The following is a 24,198-nucleotide window of genomic DNA, read 5'->3' as shown; positions in this document are numbered from 1 at the left end:
CGGTGTAGCCCACGGGGTGCGCGGACGAGTTCAGCTACCACTGTTTCAGCTGCCACGGCGCGCCGTCCTCCTGCTGGACCGGATTTCCTTGAGGCCCTGCGGAGCCGATTCGTCGAGATCCGAGCCGGCATAGTGGCGGAAGACATCCTCGAGAGTTGCCTCCGCGCCGACGGTCTCCTTGAGTTCGGCGGGGCTGCCCACGGCTTGCAGCTTGCCGTGATGCAGCAACGCCACCCGGTCACAGAGGACGTCGGCCTCCTCCATGTAATGGGTGGTCAGCAGCACCGTCATACCGAACTCGTCCTGCATGCGCTGCACCTGAGTCCACACCCCGTCGCGGGCAATGGGATCCAGCCCCACGGTGGGCTCGTCGAGAATCAGCAGCGAGGGCCGGTTCACCAGGGCTTGGGCGAGTTCCAGGCGCCTCACCATGCCGCCGGAGTAGGTACTGGCCAGGGAGTCGGCGACGTCGAGCAGGTTCATCGCGGACAGCGCCTCGTCGACGCGGGCGGTGCGTTGCCGCCGGGGCACGTCGTAGAGCCGGGCGAACCACTCGACGTTCTGCCGGCCCGTCAATGCCGATTCGATGGAGAGTTGTTGGGGGACATAGCCGATGTTGTACCGGATGTCCATGGTGTCGCGCTTGGCGTCGAAGCCGAAGATGGACACGTCGCCGTGCTGGACGGGCGTCAGTGTGGTCAGGACCCGCACCGCGGTGGTCTTGCCCGCCCCGTTGGGGCCCAGCAGTCCGAGCGTTTCACCCGGTTCGACGGTCAGGGTGAGGTCGTCGACGGCGGTGAAGTCGCCGTACCGGTGGGTGAGGTGACGACAGTCGATCGCCGGGGTGACGCTCATGGTGCGCGGTCCTCGAGGAGGCGGGTCATCTTCGTCAGCACCTCTAATCCTGCTTGCAGGGAATCGATCTCGTCATCGGTCAAGGTGTCGAGCACGTCGGCCAGCACTGCCCGCCGGGCGGCGCGCGAGGCGTCGGCCAGCTGCTGCGCCGGTTCTGTGAGTCGCAGCCGCCCCACCCTGCGGTCAGCGGGATCGGCCTGGCGTAACAACAGATCTTCGGCGCAGAGTTTCGACACCAGGGTGGAGGCCGTGTTGGCGGCCAGGCCCAGTTCGGCGGCGGCCTGGCTGACCGAGATGTCGGGCTGCCGCCCGACCAGGCGCAGGAGTTCGGCCTGGGATTCGGTGAGACCGGCGGCGAAACTTCGATCTGCTGACCGGCCCGCCGAGCGCCGGACCTGGCGCCGGAACCGACCGATGGTGCCAAACAGCACGCTGGTCAGTTCGGTCCGGGACTCCACGGATCCAAGATACCTCTGTCGCAGAGCTATCTCGGCACCTGGTGCACTTCGACGTCGCTGAGCTCGCCGTCGGCCACCGTGGCCGTCATGTACGTGCAGAACGGCTGCCGACGCCGATCGGTGGGTGATCCGGGGTTGAGGAGGCGTAAAGGCTGGGGCCGCCCCACAGAGAAGGTGGTGTCCCACGGAATGTGGCTGTGCCCGAACACCAGCACGTCGCTGTCCGGGTACTCGCGGGCCATGCGCGCGTCACGACCCTGGGATCCGCCGGTTTCGTGGACCACGGTGAAGCGCACACCCTCGAGGGTGATGTCGGCGCGCTCGGGCAACCGGGCGCGTAGTTCGGGGCCGTCGTTGTTGCCCCAACACCCCACCAGACGCGCGGCGCGATCCTCGAGCGCGTCGAGCAACTCGACGTTCACCCAGTCACCGGCATGGAACACCACGTCGGCGGTCTCCACCTCGTCCCACACCTGTACAGGGAGGTCCTTGGCACGTTTCGGCAGGTGGGTATCGGCGATCAGGAGCAGGCGCATCACTCTGTTCTAGCGCGTGCCTCCGCACCGGATTCCTCGGTGTCCAAGGCGTCGTCCGAACCCGTCCGGCCGACGTAGGAGCCGCCGTCGGAGTCGCTGCCACCGGCGCGAGAGGACGCCACATGGTCGTCGTCGTTGACGTCTTCTTCGGAATCGTCCTTGCGGTCTTTCGGATCAGTCATGGCAGGGGAGTACCCGTCAACTCGGACCGTAGACGTAACCGTTGCCGTCGGCGCCGTGATACCAGCCGCCTGCGGCCTGCGTCCCCCCGTCGACGTGCAACGTCTGCCCCGTGATGTAGCCGGCCAGATCGGAGGCCAGGAACACCGCCGCACCCGCCAGATCGTCGACATGACCGGGCCTGCCCAGGGGAACGATGCGGGCGAACCGGTCGGTGTGGTCGCCGTCGGACAGTGTGGTGAGCCCCTCGGTGAGCGTGATGTCCGGTGCCAGCGCGTTGACCCGGATGCCGTGGCGCGCCAGTTCCAGCGCCGCGGTCTGGGTGTAGTTGATGACGCCGGCCTTGGCGGCGGCGTAGGCCGCGTAACCCGGTGCGGCCCTGACGCCTTCGATGGACGTGACGTTGATGATGCTGCCGGGCAGCGCCGCGCCGGCCATCACCCGGGCCACCCGCTGCGTGCAGAGCAGCACATGCCGCAGATTGGCGCGGTACAGCGCGTCCCAGCCGTTCTCACCGGTGTCCAGCAGCGGCGAGAAGAAGGTGCCGCCGGCGTTGTTCACCAGCACGGTCGGGGTGCCGAGTTCGGCGACGGTCTGCGCCAGGGCCGTGTCCACGGCGGCACTGTCGCGGACGTCGACCGCGATGGCCTGCACATCGGATGCGGCAGCACACGCCCGCTCGTCGCGCTCCCAGATCATCACGGATGCGCCGAAGGCGGCCAGGCCCGCGGCGATGCCGCGCCCGATCCCGGAACCACCGCCCGTCACCACGGCGACGCGGCCGTCGAGGCTCAGCTGCCCGGGAGTGACGGTCATGCGGCGTCCAGGAATGCCTGCCAATCGCCGAACAAACCGCGTTGCACGATCTCGATCCGGACGCCCAGCGCATTCGTGTGATAGGCGAACACCGCGGTGCCGGCCTCGAAGGCGAATCCGGCCGCGTCGAGGTCACGCGAGGTCACGGCGACGTCGTCGACGAAATAGCCGAGGTGATGCGTCGCGATCCCGGGTGCCGCTGTCCACAAGGTCCCGGGGATCTCGTGAACCAGTTCGAGGTGCGGCGCCTGCACCGAGTACGTCATCCGGAACTCGACATCACGTTCGGTGTCCCCGATGACCACCGGGATGGTGTTGGTCATCGGGGTGGTCCAGCGGTATCCCGCAACGGCGCTCAGCTGCTGCATCGCGGCGTCGAGGTCGGCCACCACGATGCCGGTGTGGAAGAGGTCGGCCGGATCCAGCATAGAACGTGACTCTAACGCACGAAGAATCGCGTTCTCGACCGGCGGGCCCGCCGACCTGCGCCGGGTCCTCACGGTGGGGAGAACGGGCAACTGGTTGACTACCGTCATGACCGTCGATGCGACGAGACCGCTGGCCGGAGTGCGCGTCATCGAAATCTCCAGTTTCGTGGCGATCCCGCTGGCGGGCATGACGCTGACCCAACTGGGCTGTGAGGTGATCCGGGTGGACCCGGTGGGTGGCGCCGCCGATTACCGGCGCTGGCCACTGGCCGAAAGCGGTGACAGCATCTACTGGGCGGGCCTGAACAAGGGCAAGCGCTCGGTGGCCGTGGACTTCCGCTCGGGCGAGGGGCAGGACCTGGTGCGGCGTTTGATCACCGACGCCGGTGTGGTGATCACCAATGTTGTTGGGCGACCATGGCATTCCTACGAACAGTTGTCGGCGCTGCGTGCCGATCTGATCCATCTCGAAGTATCCGGGCGCGCCGACGGCGGCACCGGGGTCGACTACACCGTGAACGCCGGCATCGGGTTCCCGATGGTCACCGGCCCGGAAACCGAAGAAGGTCCGATCAACCACGTCCTGCCGGCCTGGGACGTGGCGTGCGGACTGTACGCGGCACTGGGTATCACGGCCGCTCTGCGGCATCGTGACGCCACCGGAGCGGGCAGCCACATCCGGTTGCCGCTCGAAGACGTCGCCCTGGCCACGGCGGGCAACCTCGGGTTCCTCACCGAGCCGATGATCAACGGAACCCAGCGGCAGCGACTCGGCAACGCGATCTACGGCCAGTACGGGCAGAACTTCACCAGCAGCGACGGGGTGTCCTTCATGCTCGTCGCACTCACCCCACGACACTTCCGCGACCTGGCCGAACTGACCGGTTCCGCCAAAGCCGTTGCGGCACTGGCCGAAGCGCTCGACGTCGACTTCGCCGACGAGGGCAGCCGATACCGGCACCGCGAGGCACTCAGCGGGTTGTTCGCGGTGTGGTTCCGCGAACACACCGCCGACCAGATCGCCGCCGGCCTGGCGTCGACATCCATCCTGTGGGAGCGCTACCGCACCTTCGCCGAGGCGGCCGCCGATGAACGGGTGACGGCCAACCCCTTGTTCACCGCCCTGCACCAGCCGCGCATCGGTGACCACCTGGCGCCGGGTCTGCCGTTGTCGGTCAACGGTTCTCGATCCGTGGCAGTGCCCGCGCCGGCACTCGGCGACGACACCGCCGCGGTGCTGACCGAACTGGGAGTCTCCGCCGCAGACGTGCAGCGGCTGACGGAATCCGGGGTGGTGCAGTGAGCGCTCTGCTGGATCTGTTGGAACTGTCTGCGACACAGGAGGATTGGTTTCAGGCGCCGGGACACGGGCCGGCAGGCAAGCGCGCCTTCGGCGGTCAGTTCCTGGCGCAGTCGCTGGCTGCGGCAGGACAGACCGTCAAGCCGGAGGCGGTGCCCACCAGCCTGCACCTGCAGTTCCTGCGAGGTGGTGACTCAGGTGCGCCGGTGGATTACGCCGTGGAGCGTTTGTACGACGGGCGCACCGCGATGACCCGGCGGGTGCTGGCGCGTCAGGGGGAGCGGGTCATCACCTCGGCCACCGTGTCCTTCGCACTCCCACTGCCGGGCCCTGAACACGGCGACCTCGGCGTGCTGCCCGACGATCCCGAGGCGTTACCCGCCACCGGCCCGGCCGGTCCGGCGCCCGGATTGCCCCTCGACGAGCTGGACATCAGAATCGCCGACCATGGCGAAGGTGCTGGCTTCACGCGCCGGTTGTATTGGCGGACAACTGTTCCGCTGCCCGATGAGGCGCTTCTGCACACCTGTCTGGGACTGTTCGTCACCGATGTCTACATGATCGATGCCGCCCTGCGTGTGCACGGCCATTCGATGCGCGACCGCAGCCACCGCAGCGGCACCACCGACGCGTCGGTGTGGTTCCACCGGCCGATCCGCGCCGACCGGTGGAACCTGTTGGAAACCCGTTCACCCGCCGCGGCACGTGGCCGCGGCGTGGTCACCGGTCAATTCGTCGACGCCGGTGGCGCGGTCTGTGCCACGGTGGTCCAGGAAGGTCTGATCGCCGCGCGCGAGTAGTTTGCAGAACACAACCAAGGAAAGGAACGACAGGGATGCGGACGTTCGAGTCGGTCGACGCACTGGTGGCAGCCAAAGGCGAGGAGCTGGGCTCCAGCGACTGGGTGACCATCAGCCAGGACGAGGTGAACCTGTTCGCCGACGCCACCGGCGACCACCAGTGGATTCACATCGATCAGGAGAAGGCCGCCAAGGGTCCGTTCGGCACCACGATCGTGCACGGCTTCATGACGCTGTCGCTGCTGCCGCGGTTGATGCACCAGATCTTCACCGTCGACGGCGTCAAGATGGGCATCAACTACGGGCTGAACAAGGTCAGGTTCCCCTCGCCCGTGCCAGTCGGTTCCAAGGTGCGCGCCACCAGCACCCTCACCGACACCCAGGACGTCGGCCAGGGCACGGTGCAGATCATCGTCACCACCACCATCGAGATCGAGGGCGCCGCCAAACCGGCATGCGTGGCGGAGAGCATCCTGCGCTACGTCAGCTAGCCCTCAACGGCCGAGCGCGCGTGTTTGTCCGGCAACACGCCGGGCTTTTGTGCACAAACTGTGCGCTCGCCGACCGGGCCGGAAAGCGACGCTGGAGTTCACAGGCCGAGGTCGCTGAGCCCGGGATGATCCTCGGGCCGCGGACCCGAGCGGTCCCAGTCGAACAGCCGGTCGCCCTCGGTGATGGGGACGTCGTTGATACTGGCGTGGCGTTTCCGCATCAGGCCGTCGTCGTCGAACTCCCAGTTCTCGTTTCCGTAGGCGCGGAACCAGTTGCCGTCGGCGTCGTGGTACTCGTAGGCGAACCGGACGGCAATGCGGTTGCCATCGAACGCCCAGAGTTCCTTGATCAGACGGTAATCGAGCTCCCGTGACCATTTGTCGGTGAGGAACTCGACGATCTCGGCTCGGCCGTTCAGGAACGTCGACCGGTTACGCCACCAGCTGTCGGGTGTGTAGGCCAGGGACACCCGGGCGGGGTCGCGGGTATTCCAGGCGTCTTCGGCCGCGCGGACCTTCTGGACCGCGGTGTCGTGGGTGAACGGCGGCAGCGGCGGTCTCGGTGTCACCGGGCCTTTCGATGTCATAGGGACACTGTGCTCCTGTCCGCCGCCGCTGTCTCCGGGAGAGAGGGCAGGATTACCGGATGCCTCCCATCGCCGTCGCCGCCCCGCATCCGGCAGCTGTCGACACCGCACGCGACATCGCCGCTGCCGGTGGCACCGTCGTCGACGCCGCGGTGGCCGCCGCAGCGGTGCTCACCGTCGTCTACCCGCACATGTGCAGCATCGGGGGCGACGCGATCATCCTCCTGCGCCGGCCCGATGGAACCACGCTGTGTCTCAACGCTTCCGGTGCGTACGGATCGGCACCGACGGGCCTGCACCAGCTGCCCACGATGCCGACCCGCGGCCCGCTGGCGGTCTCGGTGCCCGGCCTGGTCTCCGGCTGGGCGGCACTGCTGGAGCGCGGCGGTTCGTTGCCGCTCGAGACACTGCTAGAGCCTGCAATAAGGCTGGCGCGCAAGGGATTTCCGGTGAGCCCAAACCTGGCCCGCGCGCTCGGCAACGAGGCCGCGACGCTGCGACAGGACCCAGGGTGCCATGCGACACTGTTCGCGGGTCCGCGACCGTTCGCCCTTGGTGAACCGCTGGTGCAGGAGGCGCTGGCGGACACCTTGGAAGCCCTGGCGCGCGACGGCCTGGAGTCCTTCTACCGCGGCGCCACCGGGCGTCGGCTCGCAACCGGGTTCCATGCGCTGGGTGTGCCGGTGACCGCCGCGGACCTAGCCGGCCACCAGGTCAGTATCGAAGACCCGCTGACCGCGGACTTCGGCGACCACAGGGTGTCGACAGCCGCCCCCAACTCGCAGGGTTACGCGCTGCTGTACTCGCTGGGGGCGTGGCGAGCCGGAACACCGGACGCCGGGGTGCTCGCCGAGATCTTCTACGCAGCCAACGCCCACCGCGACAGCGTGCTGGCCGATCCACGATGGGCGCCGTTCGACGTCGCCGCCCTGCTGACCGAACAGTCCTATCGGGACGCTCGCGAACAGGCGGCGCGCCGTGCCGGCGGCGGTTCGCGTGTTCGGAATGCGCCCTCGGACAAGCCCACCGGGGACACCGTCGGCATCGCGGCCGTCGACGCCGACGGAACCGCGGTGTCGTTGATCCAGTCGGTGTTCCACGCGTTCGGCGCCCAGGTGCTCGACCCGTCGACCGGCGTGCTGCTGCACAACCGTGCCTCGTTCTTCTCGCTGGACCCCGACTCGCCGAACCGGGTGGCGGCCGGTAAGCGGCCGGGCCACACCCTGGTGCCGGTGATCGTCGAACACCGCGACGGCGCGGTGGCCGCACACAGCACCATGGGCGGCAAGGCGCAGACGCAGATCCACACCCAACTGCTGCTGCGCAGCGCCGCGGGGTTCAGCGCGCAGGACATCGTTGCGGCACCCCGGTTCATCGTGGGTGCGCGACGCGCCGGTCAGACCGACGATCACGTGATGGTCGAGCCGGGTCTGGACCCCGCCGCCATGGACCAGCTTCGCCGTACATCGCTGACCGTCGAGGAGGTCGACCACCTCAACGATGATGCCGGGCATTCGATGATTGCCCGGGTCGGTGCCGACGGGTTGCTTGATGCCGGGGCCGATCCCCGCAGCGACGGAACAGTTTTGATTGGGTGAGCGCTCAGTTTTGTACGCCAGAGGCGGCGTGTTGGTGTACAGACACGCGCGCTCGGCCTGGGAGGGGGGTCGGCCTGGGAGGGGGTCAGTAGGCGTCGAGGCCGAGCTTGATCGCCAGCACCAGGCCGCCGGCGCCGATGAGCCAGCGCAGCGGCGCAGAAGGCGCGTGCCGTACCACGATCGGGCCCAGCCGCGAGCCGATGATGCAGCCGATCGCCAGCGGGATCAGCGACGGCCAGTGCACCGGCGCAACCACCACGAAGATGACGGCCGCGGTGCCGTTGGACGCGCCCAGCAGCACGTTCTTGGAGGCGTTGGCATGCGCCAGCGTCGCGCCGCCCGCCCGTAACAGCAACGCCAGCAACAGCACCCCGGCGGCGGCGCCGAAGTAACCGCCGTAGATGGCGATGGCCACGACCGCCGCACTCTCGGCGAGCAACACGGTCCGGTTCTGGCGGGGGTGATCCGTGGGCGCCTTCTCCCGGCGCGGCCACACGATCGCGACCGAGGAGAACCCGATGAGCAGCGGCACCAGCTTCTCGAAACCTTCGGCCGGTGTCGACAACAACAACACGGCACCGAGCGCACCGCCGAGCGCGGCCATCGGGACGGTGCGTAACAGGAACGGCCGTTGTCCGCGCAGCTCGGGTCGCGAGCCGATGATCGACCCGACGGCGTTGCCCACCAACGCGACCGTGTTGGTGATGTTCGCGGTCACGGGCGGCAGCCCGACCGCCAGCAGGGCGGGATAGGTGGCCACCGACGCCAGCCCGGCGATACTTCCGGTGAGCCCGCCCGCCACACCGGCGACGAGCAGCAACGTGACATCAGCCCAGCTCATTGCCGCACAGGCCTATTCATAGAGGACATATGTATTGACAAAGTCTGGCATACGCCCGCCTCAGGCGTACTCGCGGGCCACCTGGGCTATCGCCTCGCGCAGGAACCGGTGCTCGGGGTCGTGCTCGTAAACGGGGTGCCACCACATCACCAGGACCAGCGGATCCAGGGGCACCGGACTCGGGTGCACGCGGAGCCCGTCGCTCATGCCGGCGATGTCCAGCAGCCGCCGAGGGAGCAGCGCCACGCGGCTGCTGTCGACCACCAGGCTGCGCACGGCCAGGAAGCTGTCCGTGGTGACCTGGGCGTGGGGATCGATACCGGTCATCCGCAGCCGCTGCGCAGCGGGAGTCGACGCGGTCTGGGTGTTGTAGAGCAACACCCACGGCCTGGTCCGTAGATCGTCGACAGAGGGCGTTTCGCCGGGAAACGGGTGCCGGTGATCGGCGACGAGCACCCACTCGTCGCGGAAGGCCTCGGCGTGGGGCAGGTCGGCAACAAAACCGTGCGGGACGAGCAGGACATCGGCGGCGGTCAGGCTCTGCTCGGCCCGGTCGACGAGTTCCGGAGCGGCTGGGATGAACCGGATGCGGGCCCGCGGTGCCGCCGCGGTGACCAGTTCGATCAGGCGGCGCCCCAACACGGCGGAACCGTAATCGCTGACGATCACCGAGAACTCCCGGGCGGTGTCGGTGACGTCCGAGCGGCTGGCGAAAACCCGCTCGACGCCGGTGAGCGCCAGCCGGGTGCGCTGACGCAGATCGACGGCCAATGGCGTCAGCTGGTACCGGTTGCCCACGCGCCGCAGGATCTCGTCACCGAAGTGACGACGCAGCCGGCCCAGGGCCGCGGAGACAGCGGGTTGGCTGACGCCGAGGTGCTCGGCGGCCCGAGTGACACTCTGGTGCGTCAGGATCGCGTCGAGAGTCACCAGCAGGTTGAGATCCAGGTTGACCAACGACGGCGTGCCGCGGCTGTCCTGCATAAGCCGAGTTTATGTCCGCCATCAGAAATCTCGCCTTCACTGATGGCGCCACGACCGGCAGAGTGAACGTGTCCCTGGCTGAGCCCGAACGAAAGAAGTAGATGCGTTTCTCGATCATCGCCGGCCCGCGGCAGCGAACCGACCTCGGTCAATCCGCTGCCGACGCGTGGTGGAACTACGTCAACGATGCCGTCCTGGCCGAGGAACTGGGTTACGACGCAGTGTATTTCGGTGAGCACCACTTCTGCTTCGCCTCGGGCAACTCATCGCCGCTGACCATGCTCGCAGCCGTCGCCGGCCGCACCAGCCGCATCCGGTTGGGGACCTCGGTGATCTGCGCGCCCTTCCACAACCCCCTGAGGCTGGCCGAGGACGTCGCCGCCGTCGACATCGCTTCCAACGGGCGCTTCGATCTGGGCATCGGCGTCGGCTCGCAATGGGAGGAGTTCCACACCTTCGGTGTCGATCCCCGCACCCGTTTCGGCCGCACCTGGGAAGTGATCGACATCCTCGAACGCTGTCTGCACGGTGGCGAGGCCGAATTCGACATCGACGGAAAGTACTTCACCTTCCCGGACGTGCGGTGGATCATGCAGCCGGTGCAGAAGCGGATCCCGATCTTCTGGGGTGGTTTCGGGCCCAAAGGGGTCAGACGGGCTGCCGAGCGCGGCTACAACCTGATCGCGCCCGACGTCACCGGGGTGTACGAGCAGATCACCCGGGACCGCGGTGAGCGCCCCGAGGACAAGCTGATCGGCTTCGTCAACCACCTCAGCATCGCCGACACCTGGGACGACGCATTCGAGGCCACCGCCGAGCCATGTATGTGGGTGTCCAATCAGTACGCCCTGCGGCGAGATCTCGACGGCAATCAGCCGCCGGAGTCGGCACGCGTGACCATGGACATGATGCGACACGGCGCGCAGACCGGCGAACAGGTCGGTTTCGCCGTGCCCAACCCCGGCACCGTCGAGCAGATCATCGAGAAGTTCCTGCCGATCGTGCGCGGCGAGCGGGGCCTGATCACACATATCGGGCTGGAGGTCCGCCCGCCGGGAACGGCCACCGAGAACGTGCACCGGACCATGCGGCTGTTCGCCGAGCACGTCATGCCGGTGCTGAGGGAGGAAGCCGAGAAGCGCGGGATCTGAGTCGAGTGAGATGACCCGGCTTCAGCGGCCCCGCCGCCGGTCCCGTTCGGAGGACAGCTGGCGCGTCTCCTCCGAGACCGGCGCCGCCAGGATGGCGGCCACCACATCGATCAGATGGCTGGTGAACAGCCGGTCATCGGTGTGCGGCGCGGATTCGGCGCGGCGGGCCAGTTGCACGGCCGTGTAGAGCAGCGCATCCATCCGCAGATGGAGCTTGGCGCCCTCGGGATCGAGCAGTGGGGCCACCATCGCGCGCCACCGGCTCAAGCTGCCGAACCGGCCGTCTTCTCCTTCCATGGCATCCCGCCATGGCTTGGGCCGGTTCAGCAGGTCGGCATACACACGTAAGAACTCGGGGCCGCCGCCGTCATCGGTGAGTTTGGCCGCCAACGGCCGCACCAACGCCCCGGCCATCACCGGCAGGGCGGGACGGGTTTCGGCGGCGTCGAGCAGCGCGTGTCGGCGCTCGTCGACTCCGGGCAGATGTTTGTGGAGTATGGCGCGCAGCACCCCGTCGCGATCGGCGAAGTGATACTGCACGGCGATGACGTTCTTGGCGCCCGCGCTGCGGGCGATCTCACGCAGGCTCACGCCGTCGACACCCCGATGGGCGAACAGTTGCTCGGCGGCGGCCAGTAGGTTCGCGCGCGTCTCGGTGGCGGGCATCGGCGACTACAGTTCTGCCACTTCGCGTTCCAACCGTTCGGCCAGCCGTGCCTGCGCTTCGGCGCGCCGGGTCGGGATGTGCGCCGACGGGAACAGGGTGTCCACCGGCTCGTACTCCTTGAGGGTGCGTCGGGCCAGCGTCAGCTTGTGCACTTCCGTTGGGCCGTCCGCGATTCCGAGTGACTGCGCCGCCACCATCATCTTGACGAACGGCATCTCGTTGGACACCCCGAGCGCGCCGTGCAGGTGCATGGCCCGCTGTACCACGTCGTGCAGCACCTGCGGCATCGCCACTTTGACCGCGGCGATGTCACGTCGCACCTTCGAGTAGTCGTGATGCTTGTCGATCAGCCACGCGGTGCGCAGCACCAGCAGCCGGAACTGTTCGATCTGGATCCAGCTGTCGGCGATCTTCTCCTGCGTCATCTGGAAGTCGCCCAGCGGACCCTGGCGCGTCTGCCGCGATACAGCCCGTTCGCACATCATGTCGAAAGCCTTGCGCGCCAACGCGATGGTGCGCATGGCGTGGTGGATGCGGCCGCCGCCGAGCCGGGTCTGCGCGATCGCGAAGGCCTGGCCTTGACCGCCGAGCACATGGTCGAGCGGTACCCGGACGTCGGTGTAGCGGACGTAACCGTGGGTGCCGTGCTCAGGGGATTCACCGCCGACTCCGACGTTGCGGACGATCTCGATGCCGGGTGTCTCGGCCGGGACGATGAACAACGACATCTTGTCGCGGGTGCGGGCGTCGGGATCGGTGACCGCCATGACGATGAAGAACGAGGCGTGGCGGGCGTTGGACGAGAACCACTTCTCGCCGTTGATCAGCCAGGAATCGCCGTCTCGGTCGGCGCGGGTGACGAACAGGCCGGGGTCGGACCCGCCCTGGGGTTCGGTCATCGAGTAGCAGGAGCTGATCTCACCGTCCAGCAGCGGCTGCAGGTACCGCTTCTTCTGCTCGTCGGTGCCGAACAGGGCCAGGATCTCGGCGTTGCCGGAATCGGGTGCCTGACAACCGAATACCGACGGTGCCCAGCGCGAGCGACCCAGGATCTCGTTGAGCAGCGCCAGCTTGACCTGGCCGTAGCCCTGACCGCCGAGCTCTGGGGTCAGGTGGGCCGCCCACAGGCCCTGGTCCTTGGCCTGCTGCTGCAGCGGTCGCAGGGCGGCCATCACCGCCGGGTTGTGCTTGTCGTAGGGGTCCAGTGGAAGCAGGTCGAGCGGTTCGACCTCGGTGCGCATGAAGTCGTCGACCCAATCGAGTTTGGTCTGGTACTGCGGGTCTGTCTCGAAATCCCACATCGTCACTACCCCGTCTCGGCGTTGAAGCGGACTCACTTGTGAAGCGACATCATCATGACTTGATGCAGTTGCATCAGACAAGGAGTTCTGACTTTCCTGACTGCGACACGTCGGGTAGACCTGTCTCATGAAGACTCACCTGAACTGCCCGTGCGGCGAGGCGATCGTCGGCACCGATGAGGACGATCTGGTCGAGAAGACGCAGAAGCACCTGTCCGAGAACCATCCCGGGCATGACTACTCGCGCGACGAGATCCTCTTCATCGCCTACTGATCAGGCGTAGCGGTCCCGCAGCCGGGTCAGCGTCGACTCGATGCCGGTGGCATTCGACTTGGCGAAGCCCAGGCGCTCGTAGTACCTGGTGCGGTCCTTGACCGCACCGGTGTCGCGGTAGTCGAACGTCTCGGTGACCCGCGTCGAGGTGGGGGAGAGCTGCTCGAACTCCCACCGCCAGTGGTGGCCGAACGGGTGACGCCACTCGACCAGCTCGCCGGGTTTGAGCGCGGTGACGGTGCTGGTGATCCGATACGGGATCCCGAACATCGTCATCCGGGTCGAAAAGCGCGATCCCACAGTCAACTCCGTCGGGGACGTGACGTTGGTCCGCACTGTTCCCGAGCCGTCGACCTCATGGTGGCGTCGGGGGTCGGCGACGATGGCGTACAAGTCGGCGGCAGGTGCGTTCACGTCGATCGACCGGCTGACCTGACGCGGGCCGCCGTCCACCACGCGGACGGTGTCCTCGGGGCTCATCTGTCCTCCTCAGCAGCGGGTGACAGCGGTCGACCGGCGATCTGTGGAGGCGATGAAATCCTCCAGGATCCGGGTCACCTCCCAGGGTGCCTCGACATGCGGGAAATGTCCGATGTTCGGCAGCACTTCGAGCCTGCTGCCCGGCAGCGCCTCATGAGCGGCATGGCCATGGGCCACCGGAATGATCCGGTCGCTCTCACCCCAGATGAACAGCACCGGCACCTGAGCTGTCAGATGAAGCCGGTTCAGCGCGCTGACCGCCTGACCGCGGTGGTCGACGACCGAGCGCAACGTGCGCAGGAAAGCGCTGCGCGTCTCGCGGTCAGCCAGCGAGGTGTAGGCACTCCACATCTCGCTGCCGCGCGGGGAGTGGATGCCCGCCGAGGACAGCCATGACCTGATCGAGTTGCCCACGTTCAGGACCGGCTGAGGTGCCACCGCGGGCAGCACCAGCTCGGCCCCCGGCGCGCTCAGCAGCCGCAGCATCCAGTTCAAGTCCGGGCCCAGTCCGCCACTGCCGATAAGGACCAACCGTTCGCATTTGTCGCGGTGCTGATAGCCGAACTGCATGGCGATGCCGCCACCGAGCGACTGCCCGACCACGGTGGCATGCGGGATGCCCAGCTCGTCGAGGAAGTCGCGCAGCCATACCGCGAACGCGCCCAGTGAGTAGTCACCGCGCGGTTTGTCCGAGCCGCCGTGTCCCAGCAGATCCGGCGCGATGACGCGGTGCTGGCGGGCGAGCTGCGGGATCACCGAGCGCCACGTCTCCGAGCTACCCGCCATCCCGTGGATCAACAGCAGGGTTTCGTGGCTGCCGTCGTCGGTGTCCGGGCCGGCGTCGCGGTAGGCCACACGATTGCCATGCAGGTCGAGGTATCGAAGTTCGTCCATGGGGACCGTCCTTCCGTGGAGAGTGGAGATGGTGGTCCGTCTGCCCGACGATAGCGGAGGTTACGCCGACGTAGGTTACTCACTGGTAACACGGAGACGGATTCGGTTCGCGGGGCCCCTTGTCACCTGCCTGGATAACGTTTCGATCACATCCGCCCGTGGGCGTGTCGCGTGGGGGCCGGCGTTTACCACCCACCCCGGCGGGTACGTAGCTGCCAGGGACGGGGCGTACTCGAAGGGAAACACTTTTATGAACCTCACCGGGAAGATCGTCCGTCGGGGCGCGGCCGGAGCGCTGGCCGGAGGATTCGCGGTAGCCGTCCTGGCCGCACCGACCGCAGCAGCGGAGCCCTGCCGAGCCGACGCCGCGACCGCCACCATCAGTCAGGTCTCCGGTGCGGCCAGCCAATATCTGGCCTCGCATCCGGGGGCCAACGACGCCCTGTCCAACGCGTTGACGCAACCGCGGGATCAGGCCACCAACACCGTCCGGTCCTATTTCACGGCAAACCCCGGAGAGTACTTCGACCTGCGCAACATCACCGCACCGTTGCTGACCCTTCGCAGCCAGTGCGGCGCCTCCTTCGCCGGATCCGATCTGATCGCGGCGTTCGACGAATTCCAGATGGGCTGAGGCTCAGCGGGTCACTGCTGTTCGAGCAGCGGAGTCAGCCGGAAATCCACCAGCTGACGCATCACCAGCGAGGTGTTGGTCTGTTCCACACCGTCGATGTCCAGAATGCGCCCGGCGATCCGGTACAGATCGTCGGCGTCGCGGGCCACCACGTGGACCTGCAGATCGACCGGTCCACTGATGCCGAGCACCTCGAGAACCTCGGGAATCGCCGCGAGCGCATCGGCGACCTGCTGCAGTTTCCGTTGTGTGACCGTGGTGAGGATGAATGCCGTCAACGGATAACCGAGGGCAGCCGGTGAGATGCGCCGCTCGAACCGGCGCAGCACGCCGCCGGCCTCCAGCCTGGCGAGCCTGGCCTGCACGGTGTTGCGCGATAGCCCGGTGCGGTCGGCGAGGGTGACCGCGGCGGCCCGGGGATCGTCGTTGAGCGCGGACAGGATGCGCGTGTCGATGGCGTCGACGGTGTCGCGTACCTCAGGCATAGTGCTCGTCTCCCCGCTTCGTTGCTCGTCTCTGCTGTGCAATCTGCACAGAGTCTGCGGACATCGTTGCGCAGATTCACGTCGAGAATCCAGACTCGAGGTGACTTCGCACGTCAGAGGAGGGTGACATGAGCGATCCGCTGGTCGAGATCGAGAAACGCGTGCTGTGGCTGTCCACCGCGATGATCCACCACGCCAATCGTGTCCGGCCCAACACCTCGGGCCTCAAAGTCGGCGGGCACCAGGCCTCGTCGGCCTCGATGGCGACGATCATGACCTCACTCTGGTTCGAGCATCTGCGGGCCGGCGACCGGGTGTCGGTGAAACCGCACGCGTCACCGGTGCTGCACGCGATCAACTACCTGATCGGCGAACTCGACGAGCGGTACCTGACCACCTTGCGGGAGTTCGGCGGTCTGCAGAGTTATCCCAGCCGCACCAAAGACCCTGACCCGGTGGACTATTCGACCGGCTCGGTGGGGATCGGCGCGACGGCACCGATCTGGGCCGCCATGGCACGCAGGTATGTGTCCCGTTTCGGCGATGCGGGGGGAACGGGGCGGCAGTACTCGCTGGTCGGTGACGCCGAACTCGACGAAGGCGCGGTCTGGGAGGCGATCCTGGACCCCGCCGTGGCCGAGTACGGCGAGATCGTGTGGATCGTGGACATGAACCGGCAGTCGCTGGACCGGGTGGTGCCACACATCGCCGCCGACCGGCTGGAGCGGATGTTCGCCGCCGCCGGATGGCAGGTGATCACCTGCAAGTTCGGCCGGCTGCTGGAAGCCCTGTTCGCACAACCCGGTGGTGACGCATTACGACGCCGCATCGTGGACATGCCGAACCCCGAGTACCAGCGCCTGCTGCGCTGCGACGCCGAGGAGCTCCGCGCACGCCTGCCCGGCGGGGGCGAGGGCGCCGGCGCCATCAGCGACCTGATCGCGGGGCTGGACGACGCCACCCTGTTGTCGGCCATCCGCAACCTCGGCGGCCACGACCACGACCTGTTGCGTGAGGCGTTCAGCCAGATCGATGACACCAGGCCGACGGTGGTGATCGCCTACACCATCAAGGGTTACGGCCTTCCGACACAAGGACATCCGCAGAACCACTCCTCCCTGCTGACCGTCGAACAGTATGACGAGCTGGCTGCCGAGCTGGGCATGGACCCCACACACCCGTGGCGGCGGTTCGACGAGGGCAGCGACGAGGCGGTGCTGTGTGCGGCCACCAGAGACCGTCTGGAGCGGCGGCCGGTGCCCGACGGCACACCGCCTGCGGTCCCCACCGACATCGGCCGGACCCCGACGGGGACATCCACCACCCAGGCGGCGCTGGGACGCGCGCTGCTCGACCTGACTCGGGAAGCGCCCGAGGCGGCCGGGCGGGTGGTCACCGTCAGCCCCGACGTGAGCTCGACGACGAACCTGGCCGGCTGGCTCAACAAGGTGGGGGTGTGGTCCACGACCGAGCGGCGCGACTGGTTCGACGACGACGCCGAGACCATCATGCACTGGCGCGAGAAACCGACCGGCCAGCACATGGAACTCGGCATCGCCGAGACCAACCTGGTGGGGCTCATCGGCGAACTCGGCGCCACCTGGAGCCGCTGGGGTGAGCCACTGTTCCCGATCGGCGTGCTCTATGACCCGTTCGTGGAACGAGCGCTGGAGCCGTGGTCATACGGCATCTACGCCGGCGGCCAGTCCATTCTGGTCGGCACGCCGTCGGGGGTGACTCTGGCCGCCGAAGGCGGTGCGCACCAGTCGATCAAGACACCGTCGATCGGCCTCGAACAACCCGGGTGTGTCAGTTACGAACCCGCCTTCGCCATCGATGTCGAGTGGACCCTGCTGTCGTGTCTGGCGCGGCTGGGCCGGGTGGATGGCACATCGTCGTACTTGCGGTTGTCGACGCGGCCGGTGGATCAGAAACTGGCGGCGGTCCCCGGGGATCCGGCGGCACGCGAGCGCCGCCGACGCCAGGTGGTCGCCGGCGCCTACCTGCTGCGGCGGGCCGCTTCTCCCGCGGTGACGTTGGTGGGGATGGGCGCGATGATCACCGAAACCCTTTCTGCCGCAGACCGTCTCGCCGAGCAGGGGATCGATGCCGACGTGGTGTGCGTGACCAGCCCCGGACTGCTGTTCGATGCCGTGCAGGCGCGGCGGGGGCGCTCCGAGGCGCCCACCTGGGTTCTCGAGCAGGTGTTCGGCGCCGAACGCGCCGCACCGATGGTGACCGTGCTCGACGGCCATCCCCACACGCTGTCGTTCCTCTCCGGCATCAACAACGTCCGCTCGATTGCGCTGGGCGTCAGCCGGTTCGGGCAGGTCGGTGCCCTCGAGGATGCGTACCGCTACCACGGCATCGACACCGACAGCATTGTCACCGCGGCCCTTGACCTGCTGTTTTGAATCCAAGACGCAATCGTTAGCGTTAATTAAGAGCAGCATGTGAAGTTTCTCATTTGTGACCTTTTGGCCCCGGACGGTGCCAGCATCCTCAGTGCGGTAACCGCCGACCCCGGTTGAACAAACTGCCGGGAATTCACCGCCGACCAGGCTGGGGGCAAAATGAAGGTAATCGGACGGGTGCTGGTGGCGTTGATCGCCTCCGTCGCGGCTCTGTTCGCGAGCACGGGCACCTCACATGCTGGCTTGGACAATGAGCTGAGCCTCGTCGACGGTCAGGGCCGCACCCTGACCATCCAGCAGTGGGACACGTTCCTCAACGGTGTCTTCCCGCTGGACCGCAACCGCCTCACCCGGGAGTGGTTCCACTCCGGCAAGGCCGTCTACGCGGTGACCGGTGCGGGCGCGGACGACTTCGAGGGCGTGCTGGAGCTGGGCTACCAGGTGGGCTTCCCGTGGTCGCTGGGTGTGGGCATCAACTTCAGCTACACCACCCCGAACATCGCGTTCGACGGCCAGGACTACGGCACGTTCAACCCCATCACCGGTGGTTTCGATCTGGACCTCATCCCGGCCATCGTGACCCCGCCGCTGTTCCCCGGCGTCTCGATCTCGGCTGACCTGGGCAACGGCCCCGGCATCCAGGAAGTCGCCACCTTCTCCGTGGACGTCACCGGCTCGGGAGGTGCGGTGGCGGTCTCCAACGCGCACGGCACCGTGACCGGTGCGGCCGGTGGCGTGCTGCTGCGCCCCTATGCCCGGCTGATCTCCTCGGCCGGTGACAGCGTGACCACCTACGGCGCGCCCTGGAACATGAACTGATTCAGGGTGTGACGGCCTCCGGCGATTCCGGCAGCACCTGCCCGCCGTCGACGGTGATCGACTGGCCGGTGATGTAGCCGGCTTCGTCGGAGGCCAAAAACGCTGCTGCGTACCCGATGTCCTCGGGTTTGCCCAGCGCGCCGTTCGGGATGGAGCGGGCCATCTGCGCCAGGTAGTCCTCACCGAGATCGGCCAGGCCCTCGGTGTACACATTGCCCGGCAGGACGGCGTTGACGGTGATGCGGTGCGGAGCCAGCTCGATCGCGGCCGTCCGCATGAACCCCAGCTGTGCGGCCTTCGAGGCGCCGTAATGTGACCAGCCCGGGAAACCGGTGATAGGCCCGGTGATCGAGGACGTCAGGACCACCCGCCCCCGGCCCGAGGCGATGAGCGCGTCCAGGCAGGCCTGCACGCTGAAGACATTGCCCTTGACGTTGATGTCGAAGACGTCGTCGAACTGCTCGGGTGTCATGGTCTTCAGCGGCGCGTCGGGAAAGACACCCGCGTTGGCGCACAGCACGTCGATGCCACCGAACGCCTCCACCACGGCCGCGGCCATCGCGGCGCACGAATCCGGTTGCCGCACATCAACGGTCACGCCCAGCACCTTTCCGGAACCGAGGCCGTCGAGCTCGGCCACCGTCGAATCCAGATCGGCGGCCGAACGCGCGGCGATCGCCACGTCGGCGCCGGCTCGCGCGAACACCGAGGCGATGCCCTTGCCGATACCCTTGCTGCCCCCGGTGACCAGAACCGATTTACCCTCCAGCGAAAACATGGACACAGTGTGCGGCACATCGGCCGTTCTGGCACGGCGGCGTGACACCGACTGCCGCCGGGGGTATACCAGCAAGTCATGGCGAAGTACGTCGTCAACGACGCGGCGGTGAGCAAGGCACACGAGCTGATCGGGGCCCGTCAGTACGTCCTGGACAGTGATTGGGGGCAGGTCCAGCCCAAGGCGCAGGCGCAGAACGACTTCCTGGAAACACACACCTGGGATGAGTACGCGCAATGGCACCTGGCGCTGACCGATGGCGCCACCGACGAGACCAAAGCCCGATATGCGTTCGCCTACGGCGATTTTCGGCGGCTGCACCGCTCCGGGTTGATCGCCTGTGTGTACCGGGCGATGGAGTGGCGCCACAAAGAGGTCGAACTGGCCGCGCACGACCTGCTGCAGCGGCTGGACACGGCGACGCGTTAGGTCAGTGCGTACGGCGGGGCATCGACACCGGTGACGGTGTAGCCGCCCCACGGGGTCTGCTCGACGATCTTGGCCTGGGCACTGTGTCCGGGGGTGGACACGGTGACGGTGCGCGCACCTTTGAGGACGTCGGTCGGCAGCGCTCCGGTGACGGTCCCGCGCCAGTGATACCGACCGTCGATGGCCGCCAGGTGTCCGGACAGCCGGGCCCGCACGTCGACGTCGCCGTCGGGCAGCCCGACCGTGGCCGGGCCTTCGTAGACATCGTCGTCATCAGGAGCGGTGCCACTGAGGTAGAACCGCCGCGCCAACGGCACCGGGCTCCACCGGCTGGCCGTGACGCGCGAGCGGGCTTCGATCCGGGCGGCTCCGCTGCGCTCGAACAGGTCCAGGCAGCGCTGCACCAACCGGGTCTGGCGTTCCACATCAGGGCCCGGGACGCGGAAGTAGTTCGGGATGCCGTGCACGGCGATGGCGGTGTCACCGGAGCGCCGGGTGTCGATCACCACCGCGGCCGTCTCGCACCGGCCGTCGGCGGTGGTCACGGTCCAGGTCTCGGTGGAATGGTCGAAACGGGCCTGGTCGGCGCTGTCGCGGATGACGATGACGCTCACAGGAATCCGGCCCGCCGCCACATCCTGCGGCCGATCCGGCCCATCAGGCCCACCTCTTCGAAGAAGGCGTTCAACGAGGCGAACGACGTCACGCACATCGCCTGGAAATGCGGGCTGTTCCTGGCCACCCGGCGCATCCGGGTGCCGTCCAGCCCGGCCCGGTGGTACTGGATGGGCAGGGTGAACAGCATCCGGTAGAACGGCCCGCCTGCGCCGTGCAGATTCGCCAGCACGAACTTCCGGTACCGGGGCATCGCCGGCACCGACTTGCGCAGCCCGTCGCGTGCGAACTGGATGTGGCGGGCTTCCTCGGTGACATGAATCCGCATGAGCCGCTGGACGATCGGCTGCAGATCGGGGTCCTCCATGATCTGGCGTTGCAGTGCGTCGAAGATCTCTTCGCCCACCAGCGCCGCGCCCCACAGCACGCTGCCGCGGAACAGGAACGGCAGCGAGTTGATGATGATCCGCTGCGCCAGTTTGGGCCGCACCGGTACACCGCCGATACGGGCGATGGTCTTGCCGAACATCACCATGTGCCGGGTCTCGTCACCCAGTTCGGTGAGCGCGTAGTGGGTGGAGCTGGCGGTGGGGTTCTTGTGCATCAGGTCGCGCAGTAGCGCCTGGTTGAGGATGTTCTCGAACCAGATGCCCGCGGACAGGATGTTGATCAGTTCCTGCCGCGACAGTTCGATCTGCTGCTCACGGGTCATCGCCTCCCATTCCGGGGTGCCGAAGATCGTCACGACCTGGGGTGGCAGATAGAACTTGTCGGGATCCAGTGGTGCGTCCCAGTCGATGTCGACGATCGGTGCATAGGACTTCTTGACCGAGCCCTTGAGCAAACGGTCGGAGAATTCTTCGCGGGCGGTCCCCGGAGCAGTCGGCGCAACCATGAACCCACGGTATGGACCCCGATGGGGCTTAGTCAATACCCGCGGTACCGGATACTTTTGGTACTGGCGAGTAACCCCCAGGTTTTGTGAATCCGGGGATGGGGCACACTCGTGCGCGTGGACGGTGATTACGACGATGAAGGGCCCGACAACACGCTGAGCCCCAGTGAATCGCTGGACTCCGACGAGGTGCGCAACAACGACGGCGATATCGTCGTCGACCCGCCGGAACAGTGGATCGAGGCGAAGGAGGAGGAGACGCTCGACGAGCGACTCGCCGACGAGGTGCCCGATGTGCTCACCGGTGGGGACGAGCAGGAGCGTCCGGCGCGACGCACCCGGGGCCAGATCGACGGGACACCTGAGGACGGCGAGTCGTTCTACGAGATCGTCGACGAGGACGAAGCCACCTCGTGACGTAGCGCGGCGCGGGCTTGAGTGCGCGCTCTGGGCTCGGAGTTGCCCACGGGAACTTTTAACCGGCGGAACATCGGTGACTGCTGGAGTCGTTGTGCCCGCGTCTGTGCGACAGTTGTGCGACACCGATGTGATTCTCTGACAACGCTTTTGGGTGCCAGGTTTTGTCGGACCCGGTCGTTATGGTCGAGGCATGTTCCCCCCATTGCCGACGATGATCGACGAATTGCGAGGTGGCTGTGATGCCGCCCCGGTCGTTGATGCCGCGGTGGGGTGGGCGCGGGCGGGCGCTGCCTGCGAAGCCCAGCGGTTGGCCGCGATGGCCGAATGGGCCGCGGTGTTCCTCGCCGACGCCGACGAGGATGCCGGTTTGTGTGCCATCGACGGCGAAGACGATGTGGTGGCCCAGATGGGCATCGCGTTCGGGATCTCCCCGAGGTGGGCGTTCACCGATCTGCAGGTCGGGGCGGCGATGCGGGAACGCTTCCCCAAGTTGGCCGCGGCGTTCCTGCGGGGGGAGATCTCGGCGCGGGTGATGTCCACCGTCGTGGAGCGCACCCTGCTGGTGGTCGATGACGAGGCCCTGGCCAAGCTCGACGACGCCTGCACAGAAGCCGCCGCGCTGTATGGGTGGAGCGGGTTGTCGTACTACCGTTTGAAGAACGCCGTCGATGTGTGGGTCGAACGGTTCGATCCCGATGCGGTACGCCGGGTCCGCAACACTGTGCGCGGGCGGGGGGTCAGTGTGGAACACACCGACGACCAGGCCGGGATCACCACCATCAAGATGCGGTTGAGCAAACCGGGTGGGGCCCTGTTGTTGGGGACACTGCGCGCCATGGCCAAGGCCGTCTGCGCCGATGATCCCCGAACTCTGGATCAACGCATGGCTGACGCAGCCGAAGCCCTGCACGTCGGCGCCCGCCACCTCACATGCCTGTGCGGCTCCGACACCTGTGCCGCCGCCGCCGATGACGGAGTGGCCTCGCGATTCGTGGTGCACATCTACGCCGACGCCGACCTGCTCGACGCGCCGCCGGATCCACTGATCCACGGCGAGGGCGTGTTCCCCACCGGCCCGGACAACGTGACCGTCACACACCGCAGCAAAAAGACCGAGCCGGCGTCGGCAGACGCCCCTGTCGCCGAGGCCGAGGCTGCTGAGCACGTCGACGCACCCTCCGGGGACGAAATAGACTCATCCGCAAGCAAATCCGAGACGGCCGAGGAGACTGCTGAGCCCGACGCCGAGGCCATCGACGCAACCGCTGAGCACGTCGACGAGCAGGATGGCGCCGAAACCACGCCTTCCACAGGACCTTTGACAGTGGGCCGGGCGCCGGGGTTCATCCCCGGGTACGGCGTGGTGCCGAATGCGCTGATCGCCGCATTGATCGCCGCCGGTGCCGGAGTTCGCCATGTCAAGGCACCGTCGCTCGAGCCGACCGAAAGCTACCGCCTCCGCAACGCCGACCGCGAATTCGTGCAAGCCCGGGATCTGACTTGCCGGATGCCGGGCTGCGACCGCCCCATCCACGACGCCGACCTGGACCACACCATCTCCTGGGGTGATGGCGGGCCCACACACCCCTCCAACGAGAAGGGCTATTGCAGGCACCATCACCTGCTCAAGACCTTCCGCGCCGGCTGGTCAGACGTCCAAAAGCCCGACGGCACGCTAATTATCACCACGCCCACGGGGCACACGTACACCAGCATCCCGTTGAGCCGCATTCTGTTCCCGCGCGTGAACACCACCTCGGCCCCGGTGCAGCGGGGCAGCCCCAGAAAGCAACCGGCCGCCGACAAGTCGGTGAAGATGCCAAAACGACAACGCAGCAAGGCCAAGGACCGCGCCTACCGCATCGCCGCAGAGCGCGCATTGAATGCTGCCTATCGCGCCAGCGGCGGTGCTCCCACCCACCGCGCGGCCCTCAAAGACAACTGGGGATACCGGCTCTTCTTCGGCGAGTACACCCAAAACGCCGACCCCAACGACCCGCCACCCTTCTGACAGGCCGCCGCTGTTGGGCGTCGACAGCACCCGGTCGCCGACCCGCAGCAGATCAGA

The 24,198-nt window shown here is 67.2% G+C and carries 29 protein-coding genes; 12 read left to right on the top strand and 17 right to left on the bottom strand.

What is annotated here, in order from left to right; all coding sequences use genetic code 11:
* Positions 1–45 precede the first annotated feature (45 nt).
* The 6 genes from AC3A6P_RS19130 to AC3A6P_RS19105 are packed head-to-tail and all read right to left on the bottom strand — an operon-like array spanning position 46 to position 3,273.
* A complete protein-coding gene (locus AC3A6P_RS19130; RefSeq protein ID WP_487693242.1) occupies positions 46–855 on the bottom strand; it encodes an ATP-binding cassette domain-containing protein in 810 nt (269 codons plus the stop codon).
* Positions 852–1,313, bottom strand: coding sequence for a MarR family winged helix-turn-helix transcriptional regulator (locus tag AC3A6P_RS19125; protein WP_487693241.1), 462 nt, complete (start codon positions 1,311–1,313; stop codon positions 852–854). Before AC3A6P_RS19125 ends, AC3A6P_RS19130 begins: the two co-directional genes overlap by 4 nt.
* A 26-nt stretch (positions 1,314–1,339) precedes the next feature.
* Positions 1,340–1,849 carry a metallophosphoesterase family protein gene (locus tag AC3A6P_RS19120; RefSeq protein ID WP_487693240.1) on the bottom strand — a complete coding sequence of 170 codons (510 nt, stop codon included), beginning with the start codon at positions 1,847–1,849 and terminating at the stop codon, positions 1,340–1,342.
* Complete coding sequence (locus AC3A6P_RS19115) at positions 1,849–2,031, bottom strand: hypothetical protein (RefSeq protein ID WP_487693239.1); 183 nt, start codon at positions 2,029–2,031, stop codon at positions 1,849–1,851. The genes AC3A6P_RS19120 and AC3A6P_RS19115 overlap by 1 nt, the downstream gene beginning before the upstream one ends.
* Before the next feature lie 16 nt (positions 2,032–2,047).
* Positions 2,048–2,845, bottom strand: a complete 798-nt coding sequence (locus AC3A6P_RS19110; RefSeq protein ID WP_487693237.1) for an SDR family NAD(P)-dependent oxidoreductase — start codon at positions 2,843–2,845, stop codon at positions 2,048–2,050.
* The gene (locus tag AC3A6P_RS19105) at positions 2,842–3,273 is read right to left on the bottom strand and encodes a VOC family protein (RefSeq protein WP_487693236.1); all 432 of its coding nucleotides are present in this window, start codon (positions 3,271–3,273) and stop codon (positions 2,842–2,844) included. The genes AC3A6P_RS19110 and AC3A6P_RS19105 overlap by 4 nt, the downstream gene beginning before the upstream one ends.
* A gap of 106 nt (positions 3,274–3,379) precedes the next feature.
* Between AC3A6P_RS19105 and AC3A6P_RS19100 the strand changes: the two genes are divergently transcribed.
* From AC3A6P_RS19100 to AC3A6P_RS19090, 3 genes are read left to right on the top strand one after another with little or no spacing between them, the layout of a single operon-like run.
* Positions 3,380–4,576, top strand: a complete 1,197-nt coding sequence (locus AC3A6P_RS19100) for a CoA transferase (RefSeq protein WP_487693235.1) — start codon at positions 3,380–3,382, stop codon at positions 4,574–4,576.
* Positions 4,573–5,373 carry an acyl-CoA thioesterase gene (locus tag AC3A6P_RS19095; protein WP_487693233.1) on the top strand — a complete coding sequence of 267 codons (801 nt, stop codon included), beginning with the start codon at positions 4,573–4,575 and terminating at the stop codon, positions 5,371–5,373. The genes AC3A6P_RS19100 and AC3A6P_RS19095 overlap by 4 nt, the downstream gene beginning before the upstream one ends.
* Positions 5,374–5,408: 35 nt before the next feature.
* Positions 5,409–5,864 (top strand): MaoC family dehydratase, encoded by a 456-nt coding sequence (locus tag AC3A6P_RS19090; protein WP_487693232.1) that lies wholly within the window; start codon positions 5,409–5,411, stop codon positions 5,862–5,864.
* 98 nt (positions 5,865–5,962) lie between these two features.
* Here the strand turns inward: AC3A6P_RS19090 and AC3A6P_RS19085 are convergent, their stop codons facing one another.
* The gene (locus AC3A6P_RS19085; protein WP_487693266.1) at positions 5,963–6,433 is read right to left on the bottom strand and encodes a nuclear transport factor 2 family protein; all 471 of its coding nucleotides are present in this window, start codon (positions 6,431–6,433) and stop codon (positions 5,963–5,965) included.
* 77 nt (positions 6,434–6,510) lie between these two features.
* Between AC3A6P_RS19085 and AC3A6P_RS19080 the strand changes: the two genes are divergently transcribed.
* Positions 6,511–8,049 carry a gamma-glutamyltransferase family protein gene (locus AC3A6P_RS19080; protein ID WP_487693231.1) on the top strand — a complete coding sequence of 513 codons (1,539 nt, stop codon included), beginning with the start codon at positions 6,511–6,513 and terminating at the stop codon, positions 8,047–8,049.
* 85 nt (positions 8,050–8,134) lie between these two features.
* Here the strand turns inward: AC3A6P_RS19080 and AC3A6P_RS19075 are convergent, their stop codons facing one another.
* Both AC3A6P_RS19075 and AC3A6P_RS19070 read right to left on the bottom strand, forming a co-directional pair.
* Positions 8,135–8,890, bottom strand: coding sequence for a sulfite exporter TauE/SafE family protein (locus AC3A6P_RS19075; protein WP_487693230.1), 756 nt, complete (start codon positions 8,888–8,890; stop codon positions 8,135–8,137).
* A gap of 60 nt (positions 8,891–8,950) precedes the next feature.
* On the bottom strand, positions 8,951–9,874 hold the full coding sequence (locus AC3A6P_RS19070) for a LysR family transcriptional regulator (RefSeq protein WP_487693229.1): 924 nt from the start codon (positions 9,872–9,874) through the stop codon (positions 8,951–8,953).
* Between the two features lie 101 nt (positions 9,875–9,975).
* Between AC3A6P_RS19070 and AC3A6P_RS19065 the strand changes: the two genes are divergently transcribed.
* The gene (locus tag AC3A6P_RS19065) at positions 9,976–11,025 is read left to right on the top strand and encodes an LLM class flavin-dependent oxidoreductase (protein WP_487693228.1); all 1,050 of its coding nucleotides are present in this window, start codon (positions 9,976–9,978) and stop codon (positions 11,023–11,025) included.
* 21 nt (positions 11,026–11,046) lie between these two features.
* Here AC3A6P_RS19065 and AC3A6P_RS19060 read toward each other — a convergent pair whose 3' ends face one another.
* Entirely contained in the window at positions 11,047–11,691 is a 645-nt protein-coding gene (locus tag AC3A6P_RS19060) for a TetR/AcrR family transcriptional regulator (RefSeq protein ID WP_487693227.1), read from the bottom strand.
* A 6-nt stretch (positions 11,692–11,697) separates the two neighbouring features.
* Entirely contained in the window at positions 11,698–12,993 is a 1,296-nt protein-coding gene (locus AC3A6P_RS19055) for an acyl-CoA dehydrogenase family protein (RefSeq protein ID WP_487693226.1), read from the bottom strand.
* A gap of 127 nt (positions 12,994–13,120) precedes the next feature.
* On the opposite strand from AC3A6P_RS19055, the gene AC3A6P_RS19050 reads away from it, so the two are divergent.
* Complete coding sequence (locus AC3A6P_RS19050; protein WP_487693225.1) at positions 13,121–13,267, top strand: DUF1059 domain-containing protein; 147 nt, start codon at positions 13,121–13,123, stop codon at positions 13,265–13,267.
* Here AC3A6P_RS19050 and AC3A6P_RS19045 read toward each other — a convergent pair whose 3' ends face one another.
* Together AC3A6P_RS19045 and AC3A6P_RS19040 are read right to left on the bottom strand one after the other, a co-directional pair.
* Entirely contained in the window at positions 13,268–13,747 is a 480-nt protein-coding gene (locus AC3A6P_RS19045) for an SRPBCC family protein (RefSeq protein ID WP_487693224.1), read from the bottom strand.
* A 9-nt stretch (positions 13,748–13,756) separates the two neighbouring features.
* Positions 13,757–14,641, bottom strand: coding sequence for an alpha/beta fold hydrolase (locus AC3A6P_RS19040; protein WP_487693223.1), 885 nt, complete (start codon positions 14,639–14,641; stop codon positions 13,757–13,759).
* A 250-nt stretch (positions 14,642–14,891) separates the two neighbouring features.
* Between AC3A6P_RS19040 and AC3A6P_RS19035 the strand changes: the two genes are divergently transcribed.
* Positions 14,892–15,275 carry a hemophore-related protein gene (locus AC3A6P_RS19035; protein ID WP_487693222.1) on the top strand — a complete coding sequence of 128 codons (384 nt, stop codon included), beginning with the start codon at positions 14,892–14,894 and terminating at the stop codon, positions 15,273–15,275.
* 11 nt (positions 15,276–15,286) lie between these two features.
* Here AC3A6P_RS19035 and AC3A6P_RS19030 read toward each other — a convergent pair whose 3' ends face one another.
* Entirely contained in the window at positions 15,287–15,760 is a 474-nt protein-coding gene (locus AC3A6P_RS19030) for an Lrp/AsnC family transcriptional regulator (RefSeq protein ID WP_487693221.1), read from the bottom strand.
* Between the two features lie 128 nt (positions 15,761–15,888).
* Here AC3A6P_RS19030 and AC3A6P_RS19025 point away from each other — a divergent pair, with 128 nt between their 5' ends.
* Positions 15,889–18,174, top strand: a complete 2,286-nt coding sequence (locus AC3A6P_RS19025; RefSeq protein ID WP_487693220.1) for a transketolase-like TK C-terminal-containing protein — start codon at positions 15,889–15,891, stop codon at positions 18,172–18,174.
* Between the two features lie 159 nt (positions 18,175–18,333).
* A complete protein-coding gene (gene mspA / locus AC3A6P_RS19020; RefSeq protein WP_487693219.1) occupies positions 18,334–18,993 on the top strand; it encodes a porin MspA in 660 nt (219 codons plus the stop codon).
* Between the two features lies 1 nt (position 18,994).
* Here the strand turns inward: mspA and fabG are convergent, their stop codons facing one another.
* Positions 18,995–19,771, bottom strand: coding sequence for a 3-oxoacyl-ACP reductase FabG (gene fabG / locus AC3A6P_RS19015; protein WP_487693218.1), 777 nt, complete (start codon positions 19,769–19,771; stop codon positions 18,995–18,997).
* 78 nt (positions 19,772–19,849) lie between these two features.
* Between fabG and AC3A6P_RS19010 the strand changes: the two genes are divergently transcribed.
* A complete protein-coding gene (locus AC3A6P_RS19010) occupies positions 19,850–20,200 on the top strand; it encodes a hypothetical protein (RefSeq protein ID WP_487693217.1) in 351 nt (116 codons plus the stop codon).
* Here AC3A6P_RS19010 and AC3A6P_RS19005 read toward each other — a convergent pair.
* Complete coding sequence (locus AC3A6P_RS19005) at positions 20,197–20,814, bottom strand: DUF4873 domain-containing protein (RefSeq protein WP_487693216.1); 618 nt, start codon at positions 20,812–20,814, stop codon at positions 20,197–20,199. The genes AC3A6P_RS19010 and AC3A6P_RS19005 overlap by 4 nt on opposite strands.
* A complete protein-coding gene (locus AC3A6P_RS19000) occupies positions 20,811–21,710 on the bottom strand; it encodes an AurF N-oxygenase family protein (protein WP_487693215.1) in 900 nt (299 codons plus the stop codon). Before AC3A6P_RS19000 ends, AC3A6P_RS19005 begins: the two co-directional genes overlap by 4 nt.
* 117 nt (positions 21,711–21,827) lie before the next feature.
* On the opposite strand from AC3A6P_RS19000, the gene AC3A6P_RS18995 reads away from it, so the two are divergent.
* Complete coding sequence (locus AC3A6P_RS18995; protein WP_487693214.1) at positions 21,828–22,127, top strand: hypothetical protein; 300 nt, start codon at positions 21,828–21,830, stop codon at positions 22,125–22,127.
* Between the two features lie 193 nt (positions 22,128–22,320).
* Positions 22,321–24,141, top strand: a complete 1,821-nt coding sequence (locus AC3A6P_RS18990; protein ID WP_487693213.1) for an HNH endonuclease signature motif containing protein — start codon at positions 22,321–22,323, stop codon at positions 24,139–24,141.
* Positions 24,142–24,198 lie beyond the last annotated feature (57 nt).

It is taken from the genome of Mycobacterium sp. Soil_C_30 (genome assembly GCF_057656995.1).
This window is presented reverse-complemented; position numbering and strand designations above follow the sequence as displayed.

Coding starts and splice junctions, on each gene's coding strand:
- AC3A6P_RS19130 (WP_487693242.1), bottom strand. CDS start 855: ATGAGCGTCACCCCGGCGATCGACTGTCGTCACCTCACCCACCGGTAC.
- AC3A6P_RS19120 (WP_487693240.1), bottom strand. CDS start 1,849: ATGCGCCTGCTCCTGATCGCCGATACCCACCTGCCGAAACGTGCCAAG.
- AC3A6P_RS19115 (WP_487693239.1), bottom strand. CDS start 2,031: ATGACTGATCCGAAAGACCGCAAGGACGATTCCGAAGAAGACGTCAAC.
- AC3A6P_RS19110 (WP_487693237.1), bottom strand. CDS start 2,845: ATGACCGTCACTCCCGGGCAGCTGAGCCTCGACGGCCGCGTCGCCGTG.
- AC3A6P_RS19105 (WP_487693236.1), bottom strand. CDS start 3,273: ATGCTGGATCCGGCCGACCTCTTCCACACCGGCATCGTGGTGGCCGAC.
- AC3A6P_RS19100 (WP_487693235.1), top strand. CDS start 3,380: ATGACCGTCGATGCGACGAGACCGCTGGCCGGAGTGCGCGTCATCGAA.
- AC3A6P_RS19090 (WP_487693232.1), top strand. CDS start 5,409: ATGCGGACGTTCGAGTCGGTCGACGCACTGGTGGCAGCCAAAGGCGAG.
- AC3A6P_RS19080 (WP_487693231.1), top strand. CDS start 6,511: ATGCCTCCCATCGCCGTCGCCGCCCCGCATCCGGCAGCTGTCGACACC.
- AC3A6P_RS19075 (WP_487693230.1), bottom strand. CDS start 8,890: ATGAGCTGGGCTGATGTCACGTTGCTGCTCGTCGCCGGTGTGGCGGGC.
- AC3A6P_RS19070 (WP_487693229.1), bottom strand. CDS start 9,874: ATGCAGGACAGCCGCGGCACGCCGTCGTTGGTCAACCTGGATCTCAAC.
- AC3A6P_RS19065 (WP_487693228.1), top strand. CDS start 9,976: ATGCGTTTCTCGATCATCGCCGGCCCGCGGCAGCGAACCGACCTCGGT.
- AC3A6P_RS19060 (WP_487693227.1), bottom strand. CDS start 11,691: ATGCCCGCCACCGAGACGCGCGCGAACCTACTGGCCGCCGCCGAGCAA.
- AC3A6P_RS19055 (WP_487693226.1), bottom strand. CDS start 12,993: ATGTGGGATTTCGAGACAGACCCGCAGTACCAGACCAAACTCGATTGG.
- AC3A6P_RS19050 (WP_487693225.1), top strand. CDS start 13,121: ATGAAGACTCACCTGAACTGCCCGTGCGGCGAGGCGATCGTCGGCACC.
- AC3A6P_RS19045 (WP_487693224.1), bottom strand. CDS start 13,747: ATGAGCCCCGAGGACACCGTCCGCGTGGTGGACGGCGGCCCGCGTCAG.
- AC3A6P_RS19040 (WP_487693223.1), bottom strand. CDS start 14,641: ATGGACGAACTTCGATACCTCGACCTGCATGGCAATCGTGTGGCCTAC.
- AC3A6P_RS19035 (WP_487693222.1), top strand. CDS start 14,892: ATGAACCTCACCGGGAAGATCGTCCGTCGGGGCGCGGCCGGAGCGCTG.
- AC3A6P_RS19030 (WP_487693221.1), bottom strand. CDS start 15,760: ATGCCTGAGGTACGCGACACCGTCGACGCCATCGACACGCGCATCCTG.
- AC3A6P_RS19025 (WP_487693220.1), top strand. CDS start 15,889: ATGAGCGATCCGCTGGTCGAGATCGAGAAACGCGTGCTGTGGCTGTCC.
- mspA (WP_487693219.1), top strand. CDS start 18,334: ATGAAGGTAATCGGACGGGTGCTGGTGGCGTTGATCGCCTCCGTCGCG.
- fabG (WP_487693218.1), bottom strand. CDS start 19,771: ATGTTTTCGCTGGAGGGTAAATCGGTTCTGGTCACCGGGGGCAGCAAG.
- AC3A6P_RS19010 (WP_487693217.1), top strand. CDS start 19,850: ATGGCGAAGTACGTCGTCAACGACGCGGCGGTGAGCAAGGCACACGAG.
- AC3A6P_RS19000 (WP_487693215.1), bottom strand. CDS start 21,710: ATGGTTGCGCCGACTGCTCCGGGGACCGCCCGCGAAGAATTCTCCGAC.
- AC3A6P_RS18990 (WP_487693213.1), top strand. CDS start 22,321: ATGTTCCCCCCATTGCCGACGATGATCGACGAATTGCGAGGTGGCTGT.